Source organism: Mariniflexile sp. HNIBRBA6329, assembly GCF_043558645.1.
GTDB lineage: Bacteria > Bacteroidota > Bacteroidia > Flavobacteriales > Flavobacteriaceae > Mariniflexile.
Window position 1 is genome coordinate 127,379 of the sequence record NZ_JBIFXS010000004.1, and the last position, 26,557, is coordinate 153,935.

29 protein-coding genes and 1 tRNA gene are annotated in these 26,557 nt (G+C 33.6%); 11 read left to right on the forward strand and 19 right to left on the reverse strand.

Annotation, left to right across the window (positions count from 1 at the left end):
- Positions 1-975 carry an FAD:protein FMN transferase gene (locus ACGK9U_RS07200; RefSeq protein ID WP_394465689.1) on the forward strand — a complete coding sequence of 325 codons (975 nt, stop codon included), beginning with the start codon at positions 1-3 and terminating at the stop codon, positions 973-975.
- 8 nt (positions 976-983) lie between these two features.
- Here ACGK9U_RS07200 and ACGK9U_RS07205 read toward each other — a convergent pair whose 3' ends face one another.
- The 5 genes from ACGK9U_RS07205 to gpmI form a co-directional block, all read right to left on the reverse strand.
- Complete coding sequence (locus ACGK9U_RS07205) at positions 984-1,754, reverse strand: class I SAM-dependent methyltransferase (RefSeq protein WP_394465690.1); 771 nt, start codon at positions 1,752-1,754, stop codon at positions 984-986.
- A 37-nt stretch (positions 1,755-1,791) separates the two neighbouring features.
- Positions 1,792-2,172 carry a GxxExxY protein gene (locus tag ACGK9U_RS07210; RefSeq protein WP_394465691.1) on the reverse strand — a complete coding sequence of 127 codons (381 nt, stop codon included), beginning with the start codon at positions 2,170-2,172 and terminating at the stop codon, positions 1,792-1,794.
- A gap of 64 nt (positions 2,173-2,236) precedes the next feature.
- Entirely contained in the window at positions 2,237-3,055 is an 819-nt protein-coding gene (gene map / locus ACGK9U_RS07215) for a type I methionyl aminopeptidase (RefSeq protein ID WP_394465692.1), read from the reverse strand.
- 64 nt (positions 3,056-3,119) lie between these two features.
- Positions 3,120-3,524, reverse strand: coding sequence for a BT0820 family HAD-type phosphatase (locus tag ACGK9U_RS07220; RefSeq protein ID WP_394465693.1), 405 nt, complete (start codon positions 3,522-3,524; stop codon positions 3,120-3,122).
- A 58-nt stretch (positions 3,525-3,582) separates the two neighbouring features.
- Positions 3,583-5,100, reverse strand: coding sequence for a 2,3-bisphosphoglycerate-independent phosphoglycerate mutase (gpmI, locus tag ACGK9U_RS07225; RefSeq protein ID WP_394465694.1), 1,518 nt, complete (start codon positions 5,098-5,100; stop codon positions 3,583-3,585).
- A gap of 235 nt (positions 5,101-5,335) precedes the next feature.
- Between gpmI and ACGK9U_RS07230 the strand changes: the two genes are divergently transcribed.
- Entirely contained in the window at positions 5,336-5,725 is a 390-nt protein-coding gene (locus ACGK9U_RS07230) for an ankyrin repeat domain-containing protein (protein WP_394465695.1), read from the forward strand.
- Positions 5,726-5,792: 67 nt separating this feature from the next.
- Here ACGK9U_RS07230 and ACGK9U_RS07235 read toward each other — a convergent pair whose 3' ends face one another.
- Positions 5,793-6,233 carry a GNAT family N-acetyltransferase gene (locus tag ACGK9U_RS07235; RefSeq protein WP_394465696.1) on the reverse strand — a complete coding sequence of 147 codons (441 nt, stop codon included), beginning with the start codon at positions 6,231-6,233 and terminating at the stop codon, positions 5,793-5,795.
- Positions 6,234-6,330: 97 nt separating this feature from the next.
- Between ACGK9U_RS07235 and ACGK9U_RS07240 the strand changes: the two genes are divergently transcribed.
- Both ACGK9U_RS07240 and ACGK9U_RS07245 read left to right on the forward strand, forming a co-directional pair.
- Positions 6,331-6,756 (forward strand): GNAT family N-acetyltransferase, encoded by a 426-nt coding sequence (locus ACGK9U_RS07240; protein ID WP_394465697.1) that lies wholly within the window; start codon positions 6,331-6,333, stop codon positions 6,754-6,756.
- Positions 6,757-6,806: 50 nt separating this feature from the next.
- A tRNA-Gly gene (locus ACGK9U_RS07245) sits at positions 6,807-6,879 on the forward strand.
- A gap of 31 nt (positions 6,880-6,910) precedes the next feature.
- Here ACGK9U_RS07245 and pepE read toward each other — a convergent pair.
- Complete coding sequence (gene pepE, locus ACGK9U_RS07250; RefSeq protein ID WP_394465698.1) at positions 6,911-7,618, reverse strand: dipeptidase PepE; 708 nt, start codon at positions 7,616-7,618, stop codon at positions 6,911-6,913.
- Positions 7,619-7,728: 110 nt separating this feature from the next.
- On the opposite strand from pepE, the gene ACGK9U_RS07255 reads away from it, so the two are divergent.
- From ACGK9U_RS07255 to ACGK9U_RS07275, 5 genes are all read left to right on the forward strand, one after another.
- Positions 7,729-8,535 (forward strand): hypothetical protein, encoded by an 807-nt coding sequence (locus ACGK9U_RS07255; RefSeq protein WP_394465699.1) that lies wholly within the window; start codon positions 7,729-7,731, stop codon positions 8,533-8,535.
- A gap of 106 nt (positions 8,536-8,641) precedes the next feature.
- Positions 8,642-9,439 carry a hypothetical protein gene (locus tag ACGK9U_RS07260; protein ID WP_394465700.1) on the forward strand — a complete coding sequence of 266 codons (798 nt, stop codon included), beginning with the start codon at positions 8,642-8,644 and terminating at the stop codon, positions 9,437-9,439.
- A gap of 75 nt (positions 9,440-9,514) precedes the next feature.
- Positions 9,515-10,009: a DUF6702 family protein gene (locus ACGK9U_RS07265; protein ID WP_394465701.1), complete on the forward strand. Its 495-nt coding sequence runs from the start codon at positions 9,515-9,517 to the stop codon at positions 10,007-10,009.
- A gap of 106 nt (positions 10,010-10,115) precedes the next feature.
- Positions 10,116-12,431 (forward strand): M1 family metallopeptidase, encoded by a 2,316-nt coding sequence (locus tag ACGK9U_RS07270; protein WP_394465702.1) that lies wholly within the window; start codon positions 10,116-10,118, stop codon positions 12,429-12,431.
- Between the two features lie 95 nt (positions 12,432-12,526).
- The gene (locus ACGK9U_RS07275; RefSeq protein WP_394465703.1) at positions 12,527-12,814 is read left to right on the forward strand and encodes a twin-arginine translocase TatA/TatE family subunit; all 288 of its coding nucleotides are present in this window, start codon (positions 12,527-12,529) and stop codon (positions 12,812-12,814) included.
- 181 nt (positions 12,815-12,995) lie between these two features.
- Here the strand turns inward: ACGK9U_RS07275 and ACGK9U_RS07280 are convergent, their stop codons facing one another.
- The 7 genes from ACGK9U_RS07280 to kynU form a co-directional block, all read right to left on the reverse strand.
- Positions 12,996-13,637 (reverse strand): O-methyltransferase, encoded by a 642-nt coding sequence (locus tag ACGK9U_RS07280; protein ID WP_394465704.1) that lies wholly within the window; start codon positions 13,635-13,637, stop codon positions 12,996-12,998.
- A gap of 36 nt (positions 13,638-13,673) precedes the next feature.
- Positions 13,674-14,756, reverse strand: a complete 1,083-nt coding sequence (locus ACGK9U_RS07285) for an amidohydrolase family protein (RefSeq protein ID WP_394465705.1) — start codon at positions 14,754-14,756, stop codon at positions 13,674-13,676.
- A gap of 10 nt (positions 14,757-14,766) precedes the next feature.
- A complete protein-coding gene (locus ACGK9U_RS07290; protein WP_394465706.1) occupies positions 14,767-15,291 on the reverse strand; it encodes a 3-hydroxyanthranilate 3,4-dioxygenase in 525 nt (174 codons plus the stop codon).
- Positions 15,292-15,405: 114 nt separating this feature from the next.
- Entirely contained in the window at positions 15,406-16,188 is a 783-nt protein-coding gene (locus ACGK9U_RS07295) for an SDR family oxidoreductase (RefSeq protein WP_394465707.1), read from the reverse strand.
- 16 nt (positions 16,189-16,204) lie between these two features.
- Positions 16,205-16,582, reverse strand: a complete 378-nt coding sequence (locus ACGK9U_RS07300; RefSeq protein WP_394465708.1) for a hypothetical protein — start codon at positions 16,580-16,582, stop codon at positions 16,205-16,207.
- A 4-nt stretch (positions 16,583-16,586) separates the two neighbouring features.
- Positions 16,587-17,984 carry an FAD-dependent oxidoreductase gene (locus ACGK9U_RS07305; RefSeq protein WP_394465709.1) on the reverse strand — a complete coding sequence of 466 codons (1,398 nt, stop codon included), beginning with the start codon at positions 17,982-17,984 and terminating at the stop codon, positions 16,587-16,589.
- Positions 17,977-19,248, reverse strand: coding sequence for a kynureninase (kynU, locus tag ACGK9U_RS07310; protein ID WP_394465710.1), 1,272 nt, complete (start codon positions 19,246-19,248; stop codon positions 17,977-17,979). The genes ACGK9U_RS07305 and kynU overlap by 8 nt, the downstream gene beginning before the upstream one ends.
- 116 nt (positions 19,249-19,364) lie before the next feature.
- Between kynU and ACGK9U_RS07315 the strand changes: the two genes are divergently transcribed.
- Entirely contained in the window at positions 19,365-19,784 is a 420-nt protein-coding gene (locus ACGK9U_RS07315) for a (4Fe-4S)-binding protein (protein WP_394465711.1), read from the forward strand.
- Between the two features lie 132 nt (positions 19,785-19,916).
- Here the strand turns inward: ACGK9U_RS07315 and ACGK9U_RS07320 are convergent, their stop codons facing one another.
- From ACGK9U_RS07320 to ACGK9U_RS07335, 4 genes are all read right to left on the reverse strand, one after another.
- Entirely contained in the window at positions 19,917-20,561 is a 645-nt protein-coding gene (locus ACGK9U_RS07320) for a hypothetical protein (protein WP_394465712.1), read from the reverse strand.
- A 39-nt stretch (positions 20,562-20,600) separates the two neighbouring features.
- Positions 20,601-21,257, reverse strand: a complete 657-nt coding sequence (gene msrA / locus ACGK9U_RS07325; protein ID WP_394465713.1) for a peptide-methionine (S)-S-oxide reductase MsrA — start codon at positions 21,255-21,257, stop codon at positions 20,601-20,603.
- A gap of 120 nt (positions 21,258-21,377) precedes the next feature.
- Positions 21,378-22,160 (reverse strand): zinc ribbon domain-containing protein, encoded by a 783-nt coding sequence (locus ACGK9U_RS07330; RefSeq protein WP_394465714.1) that lies wholly within the window; start codon positions 22,158-22,160, stop codon positions 21,378-21,380.
- Between the two features lie 3 nt (positions 22,161-22,163).
- The gene (locus ACGK9U_RS07335) at positions 22,164-23,258 is read right to left on the reverse strand and encodes a Nif3-like dinuclear metal center hexameric protein (RefSeq protein WP_394465715.1); all 1,095 of its coding nucleotides are present in this window, start codon (positions 23,256-23,258) and stop codon (positions 22,164-22,166) included.
- 45 nt (positions 23,259-23,303) lie between these two features.
- On the opposite strand from ACGK9U_RS07335, the gene lpxK reads away from it, so the two are divergent.
- On the forward strand, positions 23,304-24,308 hold the full coding sequence (gene lpxK / locus ACGK9U_RS07340) for a tetraacyldisaccharide 4'-kinase (RefSeq protein WP_394465716.1): 1,005 nt from the start codon (positions 23,304-23,306) through the stop codon (positions 24,306-24,308).
- Here the strand turns inward: lpxK and ACGK9U_RS07345 are convergent.
- A complete protein-coding gene (locus tag ACGK9U_RS07345; RefSeq protein WP_394465717.1) occupies positions 24,305-26,542 on the reverse strand; it encodes an ATP-binding protein in 2,238 nt (745 codons plus the stop codon). The genes lpxK and ACGK9U_RS07345 overlap by 4 nt on opposite strands.
- Positions 26,543-26,557: the final 15 nt, after the last annotated feature.

Here is a 26,557-nt window from a genome sequence, read left to right on the forward strand (position 1 = left end):
ATGAAACAGTTTACCTTTCTTTTAGCTGTGTTGTTTTTCATTTCATGCAAACAAAACCCCGTAAATACAAAGCTTTCTGGTCCTATTTTTGGTACTAGTTATTCCATTATTTATAATTCTGAAATTAATTATCAACCTCAGTTTGATAGTTTGTTTTATGTAATAAATAAATCAATGTCTACTTATCAAACCGGTTCTTATATTTCTAAATTGAATAGAAATGAAGATAGTCTTGTAGATACACATTTTATAAAAGTCTTTGAAGCTTCAAAAGAAGTTTATAACCAAACCGAAGGTGTTTTCGATCCCACTATTGGAGCCGTTGTAAATGCTTGGGATTTTGGTCCTGAAGGAAAAATAGTGAATCTAGATAGTTTGAAAATTGATAGTTTAATGCTATCGGTTGGTTTAAATAAAGTAAAACGAATCAATAATAAAATTATAAAATCCAAAGGCACTTTTATAGATTTTAATGCTATAGCAAAAGGTTATGGTGTTGACGTAATTGGTGAATTTTTAGAAAGTAAAAACATAAAAAACTATCTAGTTGAAATTGGTGGTGAAATACGTGCAAGAGGAGTAAATGTAGAAAAAAAATCGCCTTGGAAAATTGGTATTGAAATGCCGCATTTTGATGGTGAACAATCCATTTTAGAAGCTATTGAAGTACATGATGAAGCCATGGCAACTTCGGGTACTTACCGAAAGTTTAAAGTGGATAATGATGGTAATCGCTACGCACATATCATAGACACACAAACAGGCTACCCCAGTAAAACCAATCTTTTAAGTATTTCTGTAATTGCCGAAAATTGTATGGTTGCTGATGCATATGCCACTGCTTTTAAAGCTATGGGAATAGAAAAAGTGAAAACCTTTTTGAAAACCCACCCAGAACTTAAGGTGTTTCTTATTTTTGAAAATGATAAAAAGGAATTGGAAACACTGTCCTTAAACGATTTTCCCAAGAATTAAATCAAGAGTTATTTGTAAACTACTGGAATAATTTCGCCTTTAGCTAAACAGTATTTTATAATGTCTACTTCTGATAGTTTTGATGTGTAATCAACTTCTTCAACCTTAAAACCAACACTTCTTAACTTGTCAAAATAATCTCGACCATAAACACGCACATGGTCGTATTGTCCAAATATTTCAGCACGCTTTTTTTTATCGGTTATGGTGTTGTCCTCAAAAGTAACCGCTCTGTTCAAATCTAGCGGAATTTGAAAAACACCCATACCACCAACTTTCATGACTCTATATAATTCCTGCATCGCTTTGGTATCGTCCGGAATATGTTCCAGCACATGGTTGCAAAGAATAACATCATAAGTGTTGTTAGGAAATGGTAGGTTGCAAATATCGGCTTTCACATCGGCGATAGGCGACAATAAATCAGTAGTGGTGTAATCTAAATTATTAAGCTTTCTAAAACGTTTTAAAAAACATTGTTCAGGTGCAAAGTGGAGTACTTTTAGTTTTTCTTTTGAAGTAAAAAAATCAGTTTCATTTTTTAAATACAACCAAAGTAATCGGTGGCGTTCTAAACTTAAAGTAGACGGCGATAGTACATTATTACGTTGTTTACCATATCCGTAAGGTAAAAAACTTTTAAAACTTTTTCCATCAATAGGATCGGTAAAAGTATTGCCTTTTAAAATAAATACTAAAACAGGGCGAATAATGTAGCTTAACCTAATTAGTAAAGGCCTTGGAATGGTATTTAGAATTATTTTGAAGATTTTTTTCAAGTTGTTTAGCAGAGATTCACAGAGAACTCATAGAGATTCACTGAGGCGTGTTAATAAAACGTTTAATACCGTTTTTTAAAAGTTTAGTATGAAAGTTTAAAAGTAGCCCTAATGGATAATTTCCCAATTTCATGTATGTTAATATTTGGGCTGTATGTACGTCTGTAAGCTTTTCAACTGTTTTTAATTCTATAACGATTTTATTCTCAACAAGGAGGTCTATTCTGTAGCCATGGTCTAATGTTATATCTTTATAAACTATAGACTGAGTTGTTTCTTTTGTAACTGAATATCCCATCGCTTTTAATTCATAAAACAAACATTCCTGATATGCAGATTCAAGTAAACCTGGACCTAGTGCTTTATGAACTTCAATCGCAGCACCAATAATGTTTTCAGTAATATCGTTGTAAACCATATTGTATTAAAACTAAACTCTCTGTATGTCTCAGTGGGTCTTTGTGAATCTTAGTGTGGCAACTCTAAAGTACCAATGCTTTTTGGCGAAATTCTTCTTCTTCATTGCTTCGAATTCCCAATGCTTCATAAATATAAGCAAAGGTTGAAAGTAATTCTGGTTTTCCATCTACTATGGCAACATCATGTTCAAAATGTGCCGAAGGTTTATTGTCTAAAGTAGTTATAGTCCATCCGTCATTATGTTGTTTAATGCGGTGTGTTCCCATATTGATCATGGGTTCAATGGCAACTACCATACCTTCTACAAATTTTTTGCCTCTACCACGTTTGCCGTAGTTTGGCATTTCAGGATCTTCATGCATTTTTTTTCCTAAACCATGGCCAACCAATTCTCTCACAACACCATACCCATGGTCTTCGCAGTATTTTTGAATGGCATAACCAACATCACCAACACGATTGTTCACTTTAAATTCGCGAATACCAACGTATAAGGATTCTTTAGTAACCTGAAGTAGTTTTTCGGTATCAGGGTCTATTTCTCCAACCGCGAATGTATAGGCATGATCGCCATAAAAACCATTCTTTAAGGCGCCGCAATCTATAGAAATAATATCGCCTTCAACCAAAGGTGTATTGTTTGGAATACCGTGTACAACTTGCGTATTTGGACTCATGCACAGCGTATTTGGAAAATCATATAACCCTAAAAATCCAGGGATAGCCCCATGGTCTCTAATACAGGTTTCTGCAATTTTATCGAGTTGTAAAGTAGTTACACCAGGTTTAATGGCTTTTGCTACTTCACCTAAAGTTTTAGATACTATTAAGGCACTTTCGCGCATTAATTCAATTTCTTCTTTTGTTTTTACTACAATCATACTTGAAAAATAATGGCAAAGATACTTAAAATGCTAATAATGGCTTTTGGATATTTGGATTGATTTACTTAAAGAAGTCAAAAATACTTTTTCTTTTTTCTGGTATTGGGGGATTGGTATTGGTAAGCATTTGATAAATTTCTCCCCAGCCTAAAAAACCACCAATATTTCTATCGTCAATAAATAAATCGGCGTGAATTTTTCTGCTCATATTGTTGTTAAAATCTTCCTCAGGAAAACTTTTGTTTACAGCGTAGAAATGTAATCCGTTTTCTTCACAAAAACGGACGGCATCATCTAATTTTGAACCATTTCTATAGGTCCATAAAATTAGACGATGCCCTCTTTCTTGAAGTTTTTTTAGTGTTTCGAAAGCAAAAATAATTGGTTTGCCTATTTGTGGATAAGCATCTTCTACAATAGTTCCATCAAAATCGACAGCAATAATTAAGTTTTCGCTAAATTTCATTTAAAATTGGAGCTTTATTTTAAATAACTAAAATACAATAATTTATTTTCTTAAATATTTAAACTAAAGCATGTCGCGTCATAGCTACAGGTTGTTCTACACCAATTAATTTTAAAATAGTTGGTGCCACATCTCCTAATACACCATCTTTAATAGATTTTAAATCGTTATCAATTAAAATTACAGGAACTGGGTTTGTGGTATGTGCTGTGTTTGGAGAACCATCAGGATTTATCATGGTTTCGCAGTTTCCATGGTCGGCTATAAGTAGGGTAGTGTACCCGTTTTCCAATGCTGTTGTTACTACATCTTTAACGCATTGGTCTACAGCTTCACAAGCTTTAATGGCAGCTTCCATAACACCGGTATGTCCAACCATATCGCCATTGGCAAAATTTAAACACACAAAATCTACTTCTCCTTTTTGCAATTCAGGTATTAAGGCATCACGTAATTCAAAAGCACTCATTTCTGGTTGTAAGTCGTAAGTAGCTACTTTTGGTGAATTACGTAAAATACGGGTTTCGCCTTTAAAAGGTTCTTCACGACCACCAGAGAAAAAGAACGTAACGTGTGGGTATTTTTCAGTTTCAGCAATACGGATTTGTTTTTTATTGTTTTTTTCTAATACTTCACCCAAGGTTTCAGTTAAGTTGTCTTTATTGAAAATAACGTTAACGTTTTTATAGGTATCATCATAATTTGTAAGCGTAACATAGTACAAATTCAATTTGTGCATGTTTTGCTCATGAAAATCGGTTTGCGATAAGGCTTCGGTTAATTCACGACCACGGTCTGTTCTAAAGTTAAAAAAGATAACAACATCATCTTCCTTAATTTTTGCAACCGGATTTCCAGTAGCATCAACCATTATAATAGGCTTAATGAACTCATCTGTAACATCATTTTCGTAATTTTTTTGAACCGTTTTTGTAACATTTGTTGAGGTTTCCCCAATGCTGTTCACCATGGCATCGTAAGCCAATTTAACACGTTCCCAACGTTTATCTCTATCCATGGCGTAGTAACGGCCAGTTACCGTGGCTAGTTTGGTATTGGTGTTTTCTATATGGTTTTCCAAGGAAGTTAAAAAACCAAAACCAGATTTAGGGTCTACATCTCTACCATCAGTAAAAGCATGAATGTATGTGTTTTTTAAACCAAAATCGTTGGCAGCATCAATTAATCCGAATAAATGATTGATGTGTGAGTGTACGCCACCATCACTTAATAAACCTAAAAAATGAACATCTTTGTTATTGGTTTTGGCATAATTAAAGGCATCAACCAATACTTTTTCGGTGTTTAAAGTTTTGTTTTCAACTGCCAAATTAACTTTTACCAAATCTTGGTATACAATTCGGCCTGCACCTAAATTCATGTGGCCAACTTCACTGTTTCCCATTTGTCCTTCAGGCAAACCTACGTGTAAACCATCGGTTCTTAAAGTGGCGTATGGGTATTTTTTATATAAAGAATCAATAAATGCTGTGTTTGCATGATCGATTGCTGAAACTTTTGGGTCTGGTGAATTTCCCCAGCCATCAAGAATCATTAAGATAACTTTTTTGTTCATTTTTTTTAACTTTTTTAACAGAAATCAAAGATACTGAAGTTTGATTTAATACTGTTGAAAAACGAACTGAAAACCTTTGAAAGTACCAATTTTTATAAGAAGTTTAAAAAAAAATGAATCCGTTAAAAATATGTGAATTAAACGTTAAAAATCTGTTATATAATATTTTAGTGTAACAGATTGGATTTTTTGTCGTCTCTTTAGTATATCATTAATCAAAACAAAATCATTCATCATGAAAAAAACAATCATTTTTTCCGCAATCGCGTTATGTTTCTCATTGGGAACCGTTAATGCAAAATCATCTAATTTTAACGTTGAAAATCACAACGTAGAAACCGTTTTCAAAGTAAATTCATTTTGTGTTTCTATTGCAAAAGGCGATATAGAAACAGTAAAAAAACTTTTGTCGTTGGGCGAAGATGTGAATCAAAAATCCAATGGCATGACCCCAGTTATGTATGCTGCTAAGTACAACAGAACTGAAATTTTGCAGCTTTTAATTGAAAAAGGTGCCGATTTAAAAGCTAAATCTGATAAGAAAAAAACAGCGGCGGATTACGCAAAATTACACGGTGCTACAGATGCATATGCCATAATAGAAGAAGCATTGTCAAAAAAATAATTAAATCCTACATATAATTATTTTGAGTTAGTCACTTTTAAAAACCCTGAATTTCAGGGTTTTTTATTTATAAAGTTTTATACATAACGTAATGCAGGCCTATGTGTTCTATGTTAAAAGCATCACCAATAATTGTATAATCCATTTTTTTATAAAAACCTATAGCTTTTTCTCGGGCATTGCACCAAATAATTTGAATGTTCTGAGTTCTTAACAAGACCTCACCATGGTTTAAAATTAATTGGCCTAAACCAAGATTTTGGTATTCGTTTAAAACGGCCATTCCTCTAAGTTGATATTGAAATTCCTCGGGTAATAAAGGATGCTTGCATTTAAAAAATGAACATACCGCTACTAATTTATTTTCAATGAAAGCACCTAAATGAAAGGTTGTGTTAAGGTCATCCCCATCAAAAATGCAAGATTCTATAGGTTTCCCAGCTCTTAAAACTGGGTGTCTAACTGCATGGGCTTCAGTAGCAGATATGTGTTTTATTGTGTGATTCAAAATTTTATAGATTCAAAATGAAATTCAAACTTAAACAAATTTACTTTTTGATAAGTTGAACATTTTGAAATTAATTATCTTCACTAAAAAAACAAGAATGTCTTTTATATTTAGAATTATTGAAAAAGAAGAAATCAATACAATACTACCTTTAGTAGAAAAACTAAACGATTATAAAGTGCCATTAGATGTTTTAAAAGAGCGATTTTCTGAAATAGTAAATCAAAATTATGAATGTGCAGGTATTTATAACGATAAAAAATTAATTGGTATTTGCGGACTTTGGTTTTGTACAAGGCATTATACAGGTAAGAGTGTAGAATTGGACCATGTATACATATATGAAGATTTTAGAGGCAAAGGTTTAGGTAAAAGGTTTTTTGAATGGATTTACAATTATGCGGAGCTAAAGGGTTGCAAAACAGCTGAATTAAACACCTATGCAACCAATTATGCATCGCACAAGTTTTATTACAATGAAGACTTTAAAATTTTAGGTTATCATTTTTTAAAAAAGTTATGATTTTTTTCTTGCGGAGTAAGAAACCATTTTTATATATTTGCGCCGGAAATGCGAGAGTAGCTCAGTTGGTAGAGCGTCAGCCTTCCAAGCTGAATGTCGCCGGTTCGAACCCGGTCTCTCGCTCTAAAAAGCTTCATAGAAATATGGGGCTTTTTTATTTTAAATGGTTTAGCTCTGTGCCAGTTTTAATTTCATAAGGGACTTTATTATATTCAAAAACACGAGCAGTCAATGTTCCTTTTAAAACGATGGAGTTATCATGTACTTGTAACCAGCTGCCTTCTCGCAAGCCTACAACTGGAGGTGTGTTGAAGTTATGGAATTCTTTTATTCGGGTTTCTCGGGTTTCTCCCATGTGGGTGCTATTGGTGTCGGGGTCTAAATAATGCGGATTGATATTAAACGGAACGAAAGCCAACGCGTTGAAACTTGGTGGGTACACAATGGGCATATCGTTGGTGGTTTTTATGGTGAGGCCACAAATATTGCTACCTGCACTAGTTCCTAAATAAGGTGTGCCGTTTTTTATGGTGGTTTGTAAGGTTTCTACAAGATTGTTTTTATAAAGTTGATAGGTTAATACAAAGGTATTGCCACCGCCAACAAATATGGCTTCGGCGTTTTTTATGGCTTCAATAGGGTTTTCAAATTCATGAATGCCTTTTGTTGTTTTGTTGATTTTTGAGAAGGCTTCAGTTGCTTTTTTTGTATATTCATCATACGATATGCCACTGGGTCTTGCATAAGGAATGAATAAAATGTTGTTGGCGTTTTTAAAAAATATGGTTAATTCGGGCAACATATATTCTAAATATCCACTTCCATGAATGGTTGATGTACTGGCAATAAGGATGTTTTTCATTAATAATAGTTTATTGAGTAAAATTAACCAATTAGGTGTTTTAATAAAAGATTATAGCCATATTGTTATTAAAATTGGTTTTTATGGGTTATTTTTAAAGTAAAAATATCATGAAAAAAATTATATTCTTATTTACTCTTTTGGTTAGTTTACAAGCGATAACACAAAATTTAAAACGCGTTGAAGTTGAAGGCAAGATAATTGTTGAAAGTAATGATATTTCTGATATAACCATTTTTAACAAAACAGCAAACATTGTTGCTATAACCGATGATAATGGTGAGTTTGTTTTATCGGTAGGTTTAAATGATTTTATTGAGGTGCGTGCATTACAATTTCAAAATATTAATTTTCAAGTTAGTGAAGCGATTATAAAATCGAAAAGAATGAAAATATTTTTAATTGAGCAGATTAATAAACTAGATGAAATTATTGTGACTTCAAGTAAACTATCGGGAAACTTAAAAGTAGATATAGAAACGACCAAACCCCTTAACCTGAAATTAGATGCCTTGTATTTTGGTATAGAAAATAGCGATGATTATGGTTTTAAACCGGATAATAAGTCTCAAGTTACTAATATTGGCATGAATACTCAAACCCAAAAAATGGTTAACGGACTTAATATTGTTAATGTTGTAGACCAGATTTTGTTGCCATTATTCAGGTCTGGTGTAAAAAACAAAAAAGAATTGGGAATTCCGGAAGTTCCAGCAGAGTCCGTTAAATATTATTTTGGTTCCGAATTTTTAACCAATAATTTTGGTATTCCCGAACATCGTGTTGAAGAGTTTGTAAGGTACGTTGAAAGTGAGGATTTCGATTTTTCTTTGCTTAATTATGGAAAGGAAATGGAGTTTTTACAACTGCTCCATGAAAAAAGTTTGCAGTTTTTAAATAAAGACAGCAACAAATAGCACTTATGCTTTTTCCGCATACAAAAATACTTTAACAAAAGTTTAAATCGGTTTTTTATTTTATTTAAGAGTTTGTAAACGTTCTTTAGAGCGCCAAACCAAAAACATGTCACTAGCCAAATTCAATAGTATTATTGTTCTTTTTTTGTGTCAAGCTGTTTTTTCTCAGTCCGTTGAAATTTCAGGAAAAGTAGATAGTAAAATTGAAGTGGAAAATATTCATGTTATAAATAAAACGGCTCAAGTTTTTGCTGTAACAAACAACAAAGGCGAATTTAAAATTCCGGTAAGTTTAAATGATACATTAACATTTTCGTCTATACAGCATCAACCAAAAACCGTGGTTGTAGATAAAAACATGATATTATTTAAAGCTATTAAAATTACTTTAGATGAATTAATTAATGAGTTGGATGAAGTTGTTGTTGGTAAGGTGCTTACAGGAAATTTGTTTTCAGATATAAACAATATTGAAGGCAATGCGCCCATTAATTTTTACGATGTTGGCATACCAGGTTATACAGGAAAACCCGCAACACAAAGTGAACGACGTTTAAGTGAAGCGGGTGAATTTAAGCCTAAAATGTTGTTGGGCTTATTGGGGGGCTCAGTTCCATTAAATCCAATTTTAAATGGAATTTCAGGAAGAACGAAAATGTTAAAAAACAGAGTTGAACTAGAAGGAAAAGAAGAGTTAATGCAAAGTATAATAGGGCGATTAGCTAAAGATTTTTTTGCTTCCAATCCTATGGAAGAAGATCTTAAAATGGACTTTTTTTATTTTTGTGCCGATGATGAAAACTTTATTAAGTACTGCAAAAATGAAACCGATTTTAAAATATTAATTTTTTTAAGGCATAAGTACAAGCAGTATATGGAGAACTTGAAAACAAGTAAACCTTGATTTTAAGATGCTTTTTTAAAAACAACTACCGTAAAATAACTACTTTAGCCAAAATAACTACTTAGATTAATCCACATGAAATGTCTATTAATACTGTTGGTAATTCCGCTTTTCGCATTCACCGCCATTCATAAATATTATATAAGTGTTACTCAAATAGATTATTTGCAAAACAAACAATCAGTTCAAATTACAACCAGAATTTTTATTGACGATTTAGAAAAATTATTGCGAGAACGTTATGATGAATCCATAACCTTAGCAGGAAACGATGAGTTGCCTGCCGCAGATTTATATATAGAACGCTACTTAAATGAGAAAATTAAAATAAAAATTAATAATAAAGAAACTGCTTTCTCTTTCATAGGAAAAGAATATGATGTTGACTTGGTGAAATGTTACTTAGAAATTGAGGGTGTAAAAAAAATTGAATCTTTCGAAATCAGTAATGAAGTGTTATTCGATTTGTTTAGTGACCAACAAAACATCATTAAAACAAAGATTAATTCTAAGCAAAAAAGTATCATTCTTATTCCACAAAACAGAAGTGTTTTGTTAAAATTCAACTAAATAAAAGTTAATTATTTTATTATTCTTTGTGATTTTTGGTTTTTTACAATAATAAAATAATTATTATTGTAAAAAGCTGTTATTTTTTTAAAGCATAAAATTCATAATGATAAAATTTAAGTACTATTTTTTGTCAATACTCTTTGTATCGACAACCTTATTTTCACAAAATCAAGAGAATAAAGAGCGCAAACCAGGACATACCAACACCAATAAATTTAGGCAGTTGTACGATCTGTTTTCTACACCTAATATGTATCGATCTGCCTCAGGAGCTCCAGGGCCAGCTTATTACCAACAACAGGCCGATTATAAAATGGATATTGTTTTAGATGATAAAAACAAAAAACTTTCAGGTTTTGAAACCATTACGTATTCTAATAATTCACCAGACGATTTAAAATATTTATGGGTGCAATTAGATCAAAATATGCGTGCTAAGGATTCTAAAAGACCTTTAATTGAGGAGAGTGAAATTTCCCAAGTTAAAAGACCTGAAGATTTTGTAAAAGACCATTTAACAGACCCTTTTGATGGGGGTTTTAATATAGAAGAAGTAAAAGATACTGGTGGTACTGCACTTAAATACACCATTAATAGTACTATGATGCGTGTAGAATTGCCAAAAGCATTAAAGACAGGAGAAAAGTTTTCGTTTTCAATAAAATGGTGGTATAATATAAATAATCATGTTCCATTAAGAGATCGTTCTGGTTACGAATTTTTTGAAAAAGATGGCAACAGAGCCTATGTAATAGCACAATTCTTCCCAAGAATGGCAGTGTATAATGATGTTGAAGGTTGGCAAAATTCTCAATTTTGGGGACGCGATGAGTTTGCACTTCCTTTTGGTAATTACGAAGTGAATATTACAGTGCCAGCAGATCATATTTTAGATGGTACGGGTGAATTGCTAAACAGAAAAGAAGTGTTTACAAAAACCATGATGGATCGTTATGAATTAGCTAAGAAAACATACGATAAACCCGTTTTGATTGTAACACAATCTGAAGCTGAAGCTGCTGAAAAAGGTTTTTCAGACAAAACTAAAACTTGGAAGTTAAAAGCCGAAAATGTTCGCGATTTTGCCTTTGCCACTTCAAGAAAGTTTATTTGGGATATGATGGCGGTTAAAGTGGGAGGTAAAGATATTATGGCAGCTTCCATGTATCCAAAAGAAGGGAATCCGCTTTGGGGAGATTGGTCTACTAAAGTAGTAGCACATACATTACAATCATATTCTAGAATGACTTTTGATTACCCATACCATAAAGCTATTTCCGTTCATGCCAAAAACCAAGGTATGGAATACCCTATGATTTGCTGGAATTACGGGCGTCCAAACGAAGATGGTACCTATAGCGACCGCGTAAAGTATGGTATGATGGGAGTTATTATTCACGAAGTGGGGCATAACTTTTTCCCTATGATTGTAAATAGCGATGAACGCCAATGGACTTGGATGGACGAAGGTTTAAATACTTTTTTGGAATATGTTACGCAACAGGAATTTGGAGAGAAATATCCAGAAGCGTTATCTCCAGGAGATGAAACCTTCCCTTTTGATCGTGGTCCTGCACGTTTGATTGTACCATATATGGGAGGGGATCAAGATTTTATAAATCCTATTATGGTTAAAGGTTCGAACCTTAATTATTACCGCGAATTTGGAAATAATGCATATGGAAAACCTGCCACCGCATTAAATATCCTAAGAGAAACCGTTATGGGACGCGAGTTGTTCGATTATGCATTTAAAGAATATTCACAACGTTGGATGTTCAAACACCCAACTCCCGAAGACTTTTTTAGAACTATGGAAGATGCCTCGGCGGTAGATTTGGACTGGTTTTGGAGAGGTTGGTTTTATACCACAGATTGGGTTGATATAGGCATTAAAGAAGTTAAAAAATACTATGTGTCATCAGAACCTAACCAATACATAAAAGACTATTTAGAGAAAAATAACCGTTCTATAAAAAACCTAGTGCCTTTAGTTTTTATGGTTGAAGAAGGAAGTGATGAATTTAAAGAAGAACTTAAAAAAGGAAGTCTTTTAGATAATTCAAAACCCCTTAAAGAATATTTAATGGATAATTTTACCGAAGTCGAACGTAAAAATATAAAAACACCAAAATACTTTTATAATATTACGTTCCATAAACCAGGTGGACTTGTAATGCCAATACTGGTTAAGTACACATATGCCGATGGTACTTCAAAAATGGAAACCTATCCTGCTGAAATTTGGAGGTTAAACGATAACGAAGTAACAAAAGCTATTGCATCAGAAAAGGAAATAACTGCTATCGAAATCGATCCAAATTTAGAAACTGCCGATATAGATATTACCAACAATTATTGGCCACAAAAAGAGGTGACAACTGATTTTGATAAGTTTAAAGCAAAAACAAAAAAATAGCATATTAAAGGAAAGCCAACTTATTTAGTTGGCTTTTTTGTTTTTTTTAACGCCCTAATTTTAAAAGTGAACAAACAACTTCCTATATTTGTACTGTGATACTACAAGCTACATTTTTATTCATCAGTGGTGCAGAAATAGCCTTCATACTATTTATTGTTGTCATGGTTTTTGGTGCCGATAAGGTACCAGAAATAGCGCGAAATTTAGGCAAAGGCATGCGTACACTTAAAGATGCTACCAACGATATTAAGCACGAAATAACTAAAAGTGCTGATAAAAATGGCATTGATACTAGTATTGTTTCCGATGTACAAAAAGAATTGGATAGTGTAAAGGACGATTTAGGCGATTTTACAGGCTCCGTAAAACGAAACATGTAAATATTGGTGTTACCTAAGGGTCAGGCTTTACGTTACAAGTCATGGCTCGTACCTCGCTGTGGGCTTTTCAATTCAAATGCGAAGCATTCACGATTTTATTAATTTAAAACAGAACGCATGAGTAATCCCTAAAGCAAACCATCAGCAAACAAAAAGCATTTCAAAAATTAAATTTATTAAACTATAGTTTCCTGCTAATAGTTAACCCATCTCTAATAGGTAATAAAACCGTTTCAATTCTAGGGTCTTCTTTTAAAAGTGTGTTGTAATCTAAAACCGCTTTGGTTGAAGCATCTTTAGGATCTAAAGGTTCTACCACTTTACCGTGCCATAAAACGTTATCAGATAAGATAATGCCGCCAGGGTTTAGTTTGTCAATAATTAAATGGAAATAATTAACATAGTTAGGCTTATCAGCATCAATAAAAATTAAATCGAAGGTTTTATCCAGCTTTGGAATAATGTCTAAAGCATCGCCCAAATGCTGAAAAATTTGATGCCCGTATTCCGATCTGTCAAAATATTTCCGTTGAAAATCTTCCAATTCTTCATTAATATCAATGGTATGTATTTCTCCATCTTTTTGCAAACCTTCGGCTAAACACAAGGTAGCGTATCCTGTAAAAGTGCCTAATTCCAAAATGGTTTTAGGCTGTTTTAGTTTGGAAATCATGCTCAATACGCGCCCTTGGTACGGACCACTAAGCATAATAGGTTGCAGTATTTTTTGGTAAGTTTCACGGGTAAGTTGTTGCAACAATTCTGGTTCTGCTTCAGAATGAGCTACTACATAATCGTCTAATTCTTCGGGTAAAAAGTGCATGTTTTTTGTCAGGTCGAGCGCAGTCGAGACCTATTTTTAATTCAAAATTCTATTAATCAACTTTTGTTTTGCCGTTTCATGATCGCCACAAAGCCATTTTATCACGTTGTCTTGCCAAATAGCATCACGTTCTACTTCGGTAATAAGCTTTTGTTCCATGGCCAAATCTAATATTTTTCCCGGATATGACGATTGTTTGGTGCTTTCCATTTCACCTAAAGGATAAGGGTCATCTAATCCCATCAACACTTGTTTAGAACCATGGTTTTTAATTAATAATTGTAGTCCACCCGTATCGTGTACCAGCGTATCAAAGAAAATATTTTTATGTCCAACCGCTTTTCTGGGGTGGTGTTTGCCTTCAAATAAATCGGGTCTGCCATCAAACCCTTGTATGCGTCTGCCCAAATTTATTTGTGCCAATTGTCCGCCATGTGCAAAACAAGTTCGCATGTTGGGGTACTTTTCTTGGTAACCATTCAAAGTTAAAAAATGGTAAGCATCAGCACACTGTGCCAACATCCAAATTAAATGAAAGCGCCACGAGGTATTTTCTAATTTTATAAATTTTTCACCATCATAGGGGTGGATTTCAACTGCTAAATTATACTTGTCAGCCAATTCAAAAATAGGCTCGTTTTCTTCATCAAAAATACAACGCCATGTTCCAATGGTGTCCATGTAATGTGTTGGTAAACAAAGTAATTGCATACCGTGGGTTTCAACACAGCGCTCAATTTCCCAACAGGCACCTTTTACAAAACCCGGATGCACCACAAAACCACAGGTAAATTTACTGGGGTTATCATGTTGAATACGTGCATTAAAATCATTCTGAAAACGTAAAGCCTGTTTCATTTCTTCCACGCGTAGCCCATTGCCATAAAGTTGCGATAGGTTTAAAACCACCGCATGGTCTATATTGTAACGTGCCATCCATTCCAGTTTTTCATGTAAAAAAAAGCTAGAATCGGTTACAGGTCTGCTCCAATCTTTTTGAAGCATGAACTTTCGGTCTTTATCAACCCAAAAAATCCCTTTTTCTCGCATATAGTCGGGTATTTCCTCTGGATAAGGAAGCAAATGCGAATGCCCGTTAATACGAAGTTTACGTGTCATAAAAACATATTTAAATTTTCTTAGGCGGATCCATGACATACGTGCATTTTGTGCAGGTACGTTTTTCTTCATCGCCATAAAATTTATCGAAAATTTTAGGCATATCGGTTTCAATATTCACTAATTTAAACTTCTTTCTATACAGTAAATTGTTACATTTTTCGCAGTACCATTCCAAAGCATCTTTCATCTTTTTTGAGCGCGGATACTCAATAACCAAACCAACGGTATTGGAAACACGTTGTGGCGAATGTGGTACTTTTGCGGACAACAAATAAATATCACCTTCGTTAATATGGATGTCCTTTGGCGTATTTCCATCCATAATTTTCAGTATCATATTGCCTTCAATCTGATAGAAAAACTCGGGCGTTTCGTTATAATGGTAATCCTTTCTGTTATTGGGTCCGCCAACTACCATCACAATAAATTCACCATCTTCCCAAACCACTTTATTGCCAACAGGCGGTTTTAAAAGATGCCGGTTTTCTTCAATCCAAGCTTTAAAATTTAAAGGCGAAACTAATTTGCTCATAAATGTAATTTTTAGGGCGTGCCCCTATGGGGTCGGGCTTTTCGCTATATCTTTTTTGTTTTTAATGGCAAAAAAGGATGTCGATACAATCCCTCACGCAGAATTAGTATAAAGTTACAAACTTTTTGTGCGTCCACCATCAACAGGGACGTTAATTCCGTTTACATAACTAGCGGCTTCACTAGCCAAAAATGTAATAACGTTGGCGGTTTCTTCTGGTTGAGCAAAACGTTTTGCAGGACTGTAGTTTTTCATTATTTCGGTCATTTCTTCAATTGTTGTGCCTTCATGGTTTGCTTTAATCTTAATAATTTCAGCCAAACGTTCGGTATCGGTAAAACCAGGCAACACGTTGTTTACGGTAATACCAAAAGCACCCAATTCCACCGATAAGGTTTTACTCCAGTTACCAACGGCACCTCTAATGGTGTTGCTTACACCAAGGCCCGGAATAGGTTCTTTTACCGATGTAGAAATCACATTAATAATTCTGCCAAAACCAGCTTCTTTCATAAACGGAATGGTTGCTTGTGCTAATACGTGGTTGCATTTTAAGTGCATGGTAAACGCATTGTCAAATTCATCTAAACTAGCGTTTATTACATCGCCACTTCTTGGGCCACCTGTATTATTTACAAGAATATGGAATCCATGGTTTTTATCTATAAACTTGATTATTTTTTCCCGTAAATCTTTTGGGTTTGTAAAATCGGCTGCAATGAAATGGTGGTTTTCGCTTTTTGGTAATTCAGCTAAAACCTGTTTTAGTTTATCTCGGTTTCGGGCAACCAAAGTAACGTTTACACCTTCGTTAGCCAAGGCTATAGCGGTTGCTTTTCCAATGCCTTGGGTACTTCCGCACACCAAGGCGTTTTTGTTTTTTAGGTTTAAGTTCATAATATGTTAATTAATCTTACATCCATCCTCTATTAAAAGTGTTTACTCTTATTCTATCCTCTTTTAAAATGTTGGAATATATAAAACCAGGAATTAGCAAAAGACCACCAACCCCTAGACTTGTATATAAACCACCATATTTAAGAATGAAAATAGGGAGGTAATATATTAAAAGTGGAGAGCCAATTAAAAATACTATTCCTGCAATAATAAATGCAAGTTTAGATTCTTTTGCAAAAATGTCATTTACCTTAAAACTATTTTTAATACCGCAATTATCACAAATTAAAGTTTTTGTTTTTCCTTCATACATGGCAAATTCAACTCTAGTTTTATGGTTAGAACTGAAGCTTATTTCATGTTTACATTTTGAACATTTAGCAAATAGTTTCATAACTTTATTTCAACCCAGCAATTCTATCATCTTCAAGAATAGCTTCAGTTTGTTTTTTTACTTTTTCTAGGATGGTTTTTAAATCGTCTTTTACAATTAAAGTACCATCGTTAAGCATGTTTAAAATCGCTTTGTCTTGAGCCCTACCTCGTAACATGGCTTCTCTGTATCCAATATCTTCATTAAAAGTTACTAAGGAATATTTTGATGAATAATCATTTGGAAATTGTTTTTCCAAAGCCATTTCCAAATTACGTTTTTCCCGAAAAATAGCGTTGTTTACATGACCTTTCATTTCATGAAAATTATCAATAGCTAAATCTGCAATGGCATCGGTATCTTTTTTTCGTGATGCTTCGTAGGCTTTAAAAACGGTTTCCCAATCGCCTTTATAAGTATCTAAAACTTTATCAAATTCCACCACATCTTCAAAAGACGCATTCATGCCCTGTCCGTAAAACGGTACAATGGCATGAGCGGCATCACCCATTAAAAGCGTGTTTCCTTTGTAATGCCAAGGCGAACATTTTACAGTGCCAAGTGGTGAAGTGGGGTTTTTTAAAAAATCGTCTACCACATTCGGCATCAATTCCAAAGCATCTTTAAAATATTTACAAAAGAATTCAACAACACGTTCTTTGGTAGTTAGGTTGTTGAAGTTATATTCACCATCAACATAACTTAAAAAAAGGGTGACTGTAAAACTGCCATCTAAATTTGGGAGTGCAATGAGCATAAATGAATCCCTTCCCCAAATATGTAAAGCGTTTTTGTAGGTTTTGTAATCGCCATTTTCGGTAGGTAAAATACTTAGTTCTTTATAACCATGCGTTAAATAATCTTGCGAAAAACTGAATAAGAATTTTTTGACTAAATAATAGCTTTGGCGCATGATGGAGCCAGCACCATCGGTAGCTATAATAACATCGGCATCTTCTATGAATTCGTTTTTGGTTTCATAATCTTGAAAAAGTGCTGTGGTTTTTTCAAAGTTGACCGACTTGCATTTTTTGTTGAAATAAATAGAAACGTTTTGATGTTTTTCGGCTTCATCTAAAAGTAAAGCGTTTAATGCCCCGCGTGAAATGGAATTGATATGCTCATGTTCACGACCGCTATAAGGTGCGAAAACGGTATTGCCCTCTATATCGTGAAGCATTCTACCATTCATAGGAATGCATAAAGCTTTTACTTTATCTTCAATGCCCACCAATTTCATGGCTTTATTGCCTCTATTTGAAAATGCCAAATTTATGGAACGACCAGAATCTAAATTTACTTGGCGTAAATCGGGGCGTTTTTCGTAAACAGATACGTTGTAACCACGTTGTCCCATGCGTAGGGCTAGGAGTGAACCACAAAGTCCCGCGCCAATAATAAGTATGTTTTGTTGTTTATTCATTTAAAATGCTTTTCAACCGTTCTACCAAATAATACACATCTTGAAACGAATTGTATAAGGGCACAGGGGCACAACGAATAACATTGGGTTCGCGCCAATCGGTAATAACACCTGCTTTGGTTAATTTATTATGCAATGATTTATCGGCGTTTTTTACTGCTATTGAAAGTTGGCAACCGCGTTCTTCAGGATTGCTAGGGGTGATGATTTTGATGGTGTCTTCACCTAAATCTTTCAAAAGAAACTCTAAATAGCCTGTTAGTTTTTTTGATTTTTCAATCAATGTATCCATGCCAACTTCATTAAAAATAGCCAAAGATGCTTTTATGGCCGCCATTGATAAAATGGGTGGATTGCTTAATTGCCAACCTTCGGCGCCTGCAAGCTGGTCGAAGTCATCACGCATTTTAAAACGGGTTTCTTTATTATGGCTCCACCAACCTGTAAATCGGTTGAGGTTTTTGTTGTAGGCATGGCGCTCGTGTACAAAGCAACCTGCAATACTACCTGGGCCAGAGTTTAGATATTTGTAGGTACACCATGCAGCAAAATCGGCATCAGAATCGTGTAAATTTAAAGCAACGTTTCCGGCACCATGGGCACAATCAAACCCCACCATGCATCCGTGTTTATGTGCTAATTGTGTGATTCGTTTTAAATCGAAATACTGCCCTGTATAATAGTTTACGGCACCAATCATAACCAATGCTATTTCGTTGCCTTGGGTTTCTAAAATAGCTTCTAAATCGTCGTAATTGGCAAGTTCTTCGCCTTTTCGAGGGCTCCAAAGAATTAAGCTTTCTTTTTCGTCAAAACTATGATGGCGCAATTGCGATTCTACAGCATATTTATCTGAAGGAAACGCATCGGCCTCCATTAAAATTTTATAGCGTGTTTTGGTTGGTTGGTAAAACGATACCATTAAAAAATGTAGATTGGCCGTTAAGGTATTCATCACAACCACTTCAATAGGTTTTGCGCCAACCACTTTTGCCATGTGTTCCCCTAAAGATTCATGGTAGCTCAACCACGGGTTTTTTGCATCAAAATGCCCTTCAACACCCAAATTAGCCCAATCTTCCAGTTCTTGATTTACATAGGCCTTGGTTTGTTTTGGTTGGAGCCCGAGTGAATTTCCAGTCATATAAATACAATCGTTACCATCTTTATCTTTTGGTATATGAAATTGATTTCGGTAGGATGATAAAGTGTCTTTTTTATCTTGCTCTAAAGCAAAATCGAGACCTAATTTATAGTTGAGCAAGGCGATTGTTTTTTCGGTTTCCAACAAAAATAAGAATTCTAAACTTAGGAATGAAGTTACTATTAAGACTTAATTTTTAGCTGTGAATTTTGTATATTTAGTAAAATAATTTAGCTATGGGCAAGATAAAAGAATATACAAACGGAGAAACTACTATAGTTTGGGAAGCTGAAAAATGCATTCATTCGGCTATTTGTGCCAAAGGTTTGCCACAAGTGTTTCAGCCTATGGAACGGCCTTGGATAAAAATTGATGCCGCAAAAACAGATGCTATTATAGAAACTGTAAAGAAATGTCCATCGGGTGCTTTGAGCTTTTATATGAATAATGAAAAAGACAAAACAGCTGAAGTGTTAGAAACCAAGGTTGAGGTATTGGAAAACGGTCCCTTATTGGTTTATGGAACGCTGCATGTAACCCATAAAGATGGTAGAAAAGAAATTAAGAATAAAACAACGGCATTTTGTAGATGCGGTGCTTCAAGCAATAAACCTTATTGTGACGGAACACATACCAAAGAACAATTTATGGGTTAAAAAAAAAGCGCTTCAACTATTAGTGGAAGCGCTTTGAATATATAGAGACGCATAACGCGGAATATTCATTGTTTATATTATATACGTCTTTAGTGATAATTTTGGATGTTTAAAGTATGAAAATTTCTAAAATTAATCCAAAGTAACTTTTACATTGGTAAACTTAAGATTCCAATCGCCTTCTGTTTTTTTATGATCTAACGCAATTTTTATACCGTTAAAATCTTGATGGTTTTCAAAGGTATTTACAAGTCCTGCTTCGGGTTTGTTGCCTCTTCTAAAAGCCCATTCTTTAATTATGTAATTATCATTATAATATATATCATAAGCATCACCAGGGGTGTAACCTCCTTCATTAGGATAGGTTAATGTAATTTTATTTATTTCCATTTTACTTATGGGCGCTTCAGCTTTAACAGGAGCAGAAATGCTAGTACCTTTATCCCAAACTAGTTGGAACGGAATTAATAGCCAAAACTTGTCATTTATAAATGCCTTGTCTGTTTTTTCTGAAATGCTATCAACAGATTTTCTATTATAATTTATGGTGTCGTTTTCAGTGATTAAAGTAATATCATTGGTTTTAGGATGCCATGTCCAACTTCTTTTTTCGTTGAAATTAAAAGCTATTTCAGAAACATGTTTCCAGTTTTCAAAGCCATGAGCATTTGCTATTTTTTCGGCAATTGAAAGTTCTTTTTGAGCAACTTTGGTTTCTTGCTTTTGTTTACAAGCAATAACAATGAAAATGAAAAGTAGAATGATTGGTTTCTTCATGATTAAGATTTTAGTAAAGATATAAAACAAGTAATCAACTTAATGTTTATCTTTTATTAATTCAGGAAATTTAGCTTTAAACCGGTTTAACCTTGGAACAGATACATTTTGAATATAGCTGTTGTTTGGGTGAAGACGTTCGTAGTTTTGATGATAATCTTCGGCCACCCAAAACTTTTGGAATGGATATACTTCGGCAGCAATTTTAGCATTTAATTTTTTGGCAAGGGCTTCTTTCTTTTTAAGGATGATTTGCTTTTGCGCTTCATTTTGATAAAAAATAATGGAACGGTATTGCGAACCTCGGTCATTGCCTTGTCCGTTTACTTGCGTTGGGTCTTGCGAACCGAAATAAACATCTACCAGCGTTTCAAAACTCACAACTTTTGGGTCGTAAATAACTTCCACCGCTTCGGCATGTCCTGTTCTGCCAGTGTTGCTAGCATCGTATGTTGGGTTTTTGGTATGTCCACCAGAATAACCGCTAATAACTTCATCAACACCTTTAACGCTTTCATAAATAGCTTCAACGCACCAAAAACAGCCACTGGCAAAATAAGCTTTGGCTTTACCGTTCTTTATGGGGACTTCAATAGGTTTGGCGTTTATAACCGCTTCTTGGTTTTTGTTTGCTTGTGCATTGTTTTGGCAACTGAATAATACGGTTAAAAAACATGCTAAAATTATATGTTTCATATTTTAAGTTTCAGGTTTAGACGAAACGTAGTTTAAGACCTTAATGAAATTAACGAAAGATTAGGAAATAAAAAAGCCTTCACATGGGAGAAGGCTTTTTAAATTTATATTTGGCAATTATTAGCTTAATTTAGCAAATAATTTTTCCATCTTTTCTTTTTGTTCTTCAGCTAATTGGGCATCAACTAAAATACGTCCACTATGCTCATCGGTAATTACTTTTTTACGAGCAGCAATTTCTACTTGAATTTGCGGTGGAATGGTGAAGAACGATCCTCCAGAAGCACCTCTTTCAATTGGTACAACCGCTAAACCATTTTTTACGTTTTTGCGAATTCTGTTGTAAGCAGCAACCAAACGCTCTTCAATTTGCTCTTGGTAATCTTGAGATTTTTGAATTAAAGCTTGTTCTTCTTTTTCAGTTTCGGCTAAAATAGCATCTAATTCACCTTTTTTGTGCTTTAAATGATTTTCACGTTCTTTTAAGCGTGCTTTAGTTTCAGAAATAACTTCTTTTTTCTGTTCTATTTGTGCTTTAAATTCTTTAATGTGTTTTTCGGCCAATTCAATTTCTAACTCTTGAAACTCAACTTCCTTGGTTAAAGAATTAAATTCTCTGTTATTTCTAACATTTTTTTGTTGCTCGCTATATTTTTTAATTAAAGATTTAGATTCTTCAATTTGATTCTTTTTAGAAAGAATATCGTTATCTATTACTTCTAAACTTGAAACTAATTTTTCTAATCTGATGTTTAGCCCAGCAACTTCATCTTCTAAATCGCGCACTTCTAATGGAAGTTCTCCACGAACATTTCTTATTTCGTCTATACGAGAATCGATAAGTTGTAAATCGTATAACGCTCTTAAACGCTCTTCAACAGTTAATTCTTTAGTTTTAGCCATACTTTAAAAATACTTAACAGGATTTGTATTTGTCTTTGATAAAATGATTGCAAAATTAGTAATTTTTTTTGTAAGATATGCTACTAAACCATTTTTTGTGTTCTGCTCACTTTCATAATGTCCAACATCGGCTAAAAGAATGCTGTTTTCGGCTGTAAAAAAGTCGTGATATTTTAAATCGGCAGTTATAAAAGCGTCTGCACCAGTGGCTTTAGCGGCTTCTATGGCAAAACTACCCGAGCCACCCAATACGGCAATTTTTTTTATGTTTTTATTTAAAAGCGTCGAATGTCTTACGCATTTGGTGTTCATTTTTTGTTTTAAAAAGGCTAAAAAATTTAATTCTGTCATAGATTCTTCTAGTTCGCCAACCATTCCTATACCAATATTTTGATTTTTATTCTCTAAAGTCGTTACTTCATAAGCTACTTCTTCATAAGAATGCGATTTAAAAAGCGTTTGTAATATTTGAGATTCTAAATGCTTTGGATAGGTGATGGTTATTTTAGTTTCAGCTTCGGTATGGGTAACACCTTTTTCTCCTTTCGTAGGGTTGCTGGTATCGTTTCCATTAAATGTACCATAACCTTCTACATTAAAACTGCAATTGGAGTAGTTGCCAATAGTGCCCGCACCAGCGTTAAATAGGGCGGTTCTAAGTTGTTCTGCTTCGTTTTTAGGAACGTAGGTGGTTAGTTTTTTAATGGTTTCGCTTTGTGGTATGAGGATGCGTTTATTTATTAAGCCTAAAGTGTTGCAAATTATATCATTTACACCTTGTACGGCATTGTCTAAAGCAGTATGTATGCTGTAAATGGCTATATCATGTTTTATGGCTTTCATAACCACTCGTTCTGCGTAATTTTTACCGGTAAGTTTTTTTAAACCTTTAAAAATAATAGGGTGGAAGCTAACGATAAGGTTGCATTTTTCGGCAATGGCTTCATCTACAACAGCTTCAAGTGTATCTAAAGTAACTAGAATACCTGTTACTTTGGCATTTTTATCGCCTACTAAAAGACCTACATTATCAAAATCTTCGGCGTAAGCTAAAGGCGCTAATTCTTCTAAATGGTTGATGACGTCTTGAACAATCATGAATAAATTTGTTTGTATCAAAGATAAAATATTATTTTCGTTACGATGAAATTAATTAGAAACATAGCTTTTCCTTTCGTTCCTGTGTATTATGCGGTTACCAGTTTACGAAACAAACTGTACGATTTTGGTATTAAAAAATCTAAATCTTACGATTTTCCGGTGATTTGTGTTGGAAACTTGAGTGTTGGTGGCACGGGAAAAACCCCCATGATTGAGTATTTAATCCGTTTGTTGAAGGATGATTGCAAAGTAGCTACCTTAAGTCGAGGCTATAAAAGAAAAACGAAAGGCTTTCAACTGGCAAATGAATTTTCTACGGCAGAAAGTTTGGGCGATGAACCGTTTCAATTTTATAACAAATTTAAAAACGATATCCTTGTAGCTGTAGATAGTGATAGGATTAACGGCATAAATGAATTAAAAAAACTTGAAAACCCACCAAATGTGGTATTACTGGATGATGCTTTTCAGCATAGAAAAGTTAAAGCAGGGTTGAATATTTTATTAACTACATATCATAATCCTTATTTTTCCGATTTTGTTTTGCCCACAGGAAATTTACGGGAACCGCGAAGTGGGGCAAAACGAGCTGATATTATTATTGTTACAAAATGCCCCAATAGTTTGGGTGAAGCAGAAAAAAGAGAGTTTGTTAAGCAAATTTCGCCTAAAGAAAACCAGCATGTTTTTTTTAGTTCTATAAGCTATTCTGAATTTATTTTTTCATCTGAAAATAAAAGAAAGCTAGATACAGAAACCAACTTTACTTTGGTAACGGGCATTGCCAATGCAAGTCCGCTAGTGTCTTTTTTAAATGAAAAGAATTTAAAGTTTGAGCATTTAAACTTTAAGGACCATCATGAGTTTTCTGCACAAGATATTTTGGCTTTGGAAAAAAAGGAATTGATTGTTACTACTGAAAAAGATTTTATGCGATTGAAACAACATGAAGCCTTAAAAACCAAACTCTTTTATTTGCCCATTACTGTAGCAATTGATAAAGAGATTGAAATTAATAAGCTAATTAAAGACTTTACGGCTTGTTAAGTAGTTGTTGATGTATTGTTTTTTGAAGCCAATGCATTATAAAGTTTTTTCTCAAATTCCTCTTGTTTAAACGGTTTTGGAATAATGTCTGTAAATCCAGCTTCTTCAAACTCGTGCATTTTATCTTCAATAGTAACAGCGGTTAAAGCGAATATAATTTGTTCCTTATCAAACGATCTCACAATTTTGGTAGCTTCAATGCCACTTATACCTGGCATGTGGATATCCATTAAAACAATGTCGTATTTATTGGCTTTTATCATTTCCACAGCATCTTCACCGTTATCAATAATATCACATTTAAGTGACATTTTAGTTAGAATCTTTTTGGTAATCATTTGGTTGATTTTATTATCTTCAACCACTAGAATCTTAACGTTGGTTAAATCCAAATCGCTAGCATTACCGCTAAAGTAAGTTGTTTTAACTTCCTTAGCTTCTTCTATAGAAGTGTATTCTAAAGGAATTTCAAAATAAAATGTTGTGCCTTTATCAAGCTCGCTTTTTACGTATATTTTTCCTTTTAAAATATCAATTAAACCTTTTACTATGGAAAGCCCTAAACCGGTACCGCCATATTTTCGGTTAATTTGAATAGAGCCTTGGGAGAAACTTTCAAACATATTGTCTTGTTTCTCTTGGCTTATTCCAATACCGTTATCTTCAACTTCAAAACGTAAGGTGTAAACTTTTCCTTCTTCTTCTATTTTATAAATTCGTATCCAAATATCACCATCCTTAGTAAACTTGATGGAGTTTCCTATTAAATTGATAAGTATTTGGGAAATTTTTAGTTGATCGGCAATAAAGTTTTCGGGTAAATCCTTATCATATTCTAAATGTAGCTTCACGTTGTTGTCTTGCGCCGAATTGGTTAAAGCTAAAATAATGTTGTTTATTTTTTTCTTTAAATTGAATGGTTCTGGCTCAATATCAACTTTATTGGCTTCAATTTTATTAATTTGAAGAATATCGTTAATGAAAGTTAATAGGTAATCTCCCGAAAATTTCAACGATTTTAAATGTTGAATTTGTTCTGGTTTTGGGTTTTCTTCCAATAACATATTGCTTAATCCTGTTACGGCATACAAAGGGGTTCTTAACTCGTGCGTAACGGTAGAAAGGAAATTTGCTTTGGTTTTTGAAGCAAGTTCTGCTTTTTCTTTTGCTATAATAAGCTCTCCATTTTTTTTGTGGAGCATATTATTTGTTTTTAGCCTAATGTTGTTGTTTTTGTAAAGTGACAGCGTTAATAATGATAAAATGGTTATTAAAGCAACACTTAAAATAGAAATTAATGTGCTTAAACTATTATCGTCTTCTGCCTTTTCTAGCTCTTTTACAACCTTTCCGTATTTTTCTTCAGCATCATTTAAAAGGTATTGGGTTTCTTGGTCCTTAGAATAATTAGCACGTTTTATGTTTGCTAACGAATCTGTAAGTTTAACATAAGAACTTAAATAATCTCTTGATGATTTATAATCTTGTATATTATTGTAAATTTCGCTTAACGATAAATACCCTTCATTAATTATGATTGTGAAATTATTGTCTTTAGCAAGTTTTACGCCTTCATGTGCATAAATTAAAGCTTTCTCGTTATTGTTTAATTTGGTATGAACTAAACTGTGAGAAACTAAAGCATCTGCTTGTATTTTTAAAAAATCTTCTTTTTTAGCCAAAGCCAACGATTGTTCTATAATATCCCTTGATTTTTTATAGTTCTTTAACTTAAAATATGTTTTTCCTTCACTTAAAAGTACATCTGCCAAATCTGCATTTAAAGATTCTTCTTCAAATTTTGACTTCGCCGATTTATAATAATCTAAAGCTTGGTTGAAATCTTTTTTTGCAGCATAAACATCTCCCAGTATTTTGTAAGATTTTCCTAAATTAAGATTGTCGTTAATAATACGTTGAACTTCAATTGCTTTTGTAAGTGATTTTATGGCCTTATCATTGTCGTCAATAATAAGTTGTAGTTTGCCTTTTATGGCGTAAATAACACCAATGCTTTTTTTGTTGTCTGATTGTTCGGCTAAACTTAAAGCTTCATCAAGGTTTTTTTGCGCTTTATAATAGTTGAAACTTTCCAACTCGGTTTGCGATTGCGATATATGATAATCGATGCTGTTTTGAAGCAATTCAGGGTCATTGCTGATGGTTTTTTGTGAGAAAACCGTCATGCTTATGAGCATTATTGCAATAGATATGTAGTTTTTAATTTGGGACATTTAAAATAACATTAC

Bases quoted from the DNA above. Each gene is read 5' to 3' on its own strand.
- ACGK9U_RS07330 (WP_394465714.1), bottom strand. From the start codon at position 22,160: ATGGCTAAAACTAAAGAATTAACTGTTGAAGAGCGTTTAAGAGCGTTA.
- ACGK9U_RS07265 (WP_394465701.1), top strand. From the start codon at position 9,515: ATGAAATGTCTATTAATACTGTTGGTAATTCCGCTTTTCGCATTCACC.
- ACGK9U_RS07260 (WP_394465700.1), top strand. From the start codon at position 8,642: ATGTCACTAGCCAAATTCAATAGTATTATTGTTCTTTTTTTGTGTCAA.
- gpmI (WP_394465694.1), bottom strand. From the start codon at position 5,100: ATGAACAAAAAAGTTATCTTAATGATTCTTGATGGCTGGGGAAATTCA.
- pepE (WP_394465698.1), bottom strand. From the start codon at position 7,618: ATGAAAAACATCCTTATTGCCAGTACATCAACCATTCATGGAAGTGGA.
- ACGK9U_RS07295 (WP_394465707.1), bottom strand. From the start codon at position 16,188: ATGAACTTAAACCTAAAAAACAAAAACGCCTTGGTGTGCGGAAGTACC.
- ACGK9U_RS07300 (WP_394465708.1), bottom strand. From the start codon at position 16,582: ATGAAACTATTTGCTAAATGTTCAAAATGTAAACATGAAATAAGCTTC.
- ACGK9U_RS07230 (WP_394465695.1), top strand. From the start codon at position 5,336: ATGAAAAAAACAATCATTTTTTCCGCAATCGCGTTATGTTTCTCATTG.
- ACGK9U_RS07345 (WP_394465717.1), bottom strand. From the start codon at position 26,542: ATGTCCCAAATTAAAAACTACATATCTATTGCAATAATGCTCATAAGC.
- ACGK9U_RS07335 (WP_394465715.1), bottom strand. From the start codon at position 23,258: ATGATTGTTCAAGACGTCATCAACCATTTAGAAGAATTAGCGCCTTTA.
- ACGK9U_RS07240 (WP_394465697.1), top strand. From the start codon at position 6,331: ATGTCTTTTATATTTAGAATTATTGAAAAAGAAGAAATCAATACAATA.
- lpxK (WP_394465716.1), top strand. From the start codon at position 23,304: ATGAAATTAATTAGAAACATAGCTTTTCCTTTCGTTCCTGTGTATTAT.
- ACGK9U_RS07255 (WP_394465699.1), top strand. From the start codon at position 7,729: ATGAAAAAAATTATATTCTTATTTACTCTTTTGGTTAGTTTACAAGCG.
- ACGK9U_RS07270 (WP_394465702.1), top strand. From the start codon at position 10,116: ATGATAAAATTTAAGTACTATTTTTTGTCAATACTCTTTGTATCGACA.
- ACGK9U_RS07200 (WP_394465689.1), top strand. From the start codon at position 1: ATGAAACAGTTTACCTTTCTTTTAGCTGTGTTGTTTTTCATTTCATGC.
- ACGK9U_RS07220 (WP_394465693.1), bottom strand. From the start codon at position 3,524: ATGAAATTTAGCGAAAACTTAATTATTGCTGTCGATTTTGATGGAACT.
- ACGK9U_RS07290 (WP_394465706.1), bottom strand. From the start codon at position 15,291: ATGAGCAAATTAGTTTCGCCTTTAAATTTTAAAGCTTGGATTGAAGAA.
- ACGK9U_RS07210 (WP_394465691.1), bottom strand. From the start codon at position 2,172: ATGGTTTACAACGATATTACTGAAAACATTATTGGTGCTGCGATTGAA.
- ACGK9U_RS07320 (WP_394465712.1), bottom strand. From the start codon at position 20,561: ATGAAGAAACCAATCATTCTACTTTTCATTTTCATTGTTATTGCTTGT.
- ACGK9U_RS07285 (WP_394465705.1), bottom strand. From the start codon at position 14,756: ATGACACGTAAACTTCGTATTAACGGGCATTCGCATTTGCTTCCTTAT.
- ACGK9U_RS07315 (WP_394465711.1), top strand. From the start codon at position 19,365: ATGGGCAAGATAAAAGAATATACAAACGGAGAAACTACTATAGTTTGG.
- msrA (WP_394465713.1), bottom strand. From the start codon at position 21,257: ATGAAACATATAATTTTAGCATGTTTTTTAACCGTATTATTCAGTTGC.
- ACGK9U_RS07305 (WP_394465709.1), bottom strand. From the start codon at position 17,984: ATGAATAAACAACAAAACATACTTATTATTGGCGCGGGACTTTGTGGT.
- ACGK9U_RS07280 (WP_394465704.1), bottom strand. From the start codon at position 13,637: ATGCACTTTTTACCCGAAGAATTAGACGATTATGTAGTAGCTCATTCT.
- map (WP_394465692.1), bottom strand. From the start codon at position 3,055: ATGATTGTAGTAAAAACAAAAGAAGAAATTGAATTAATGCGCGAAAGT.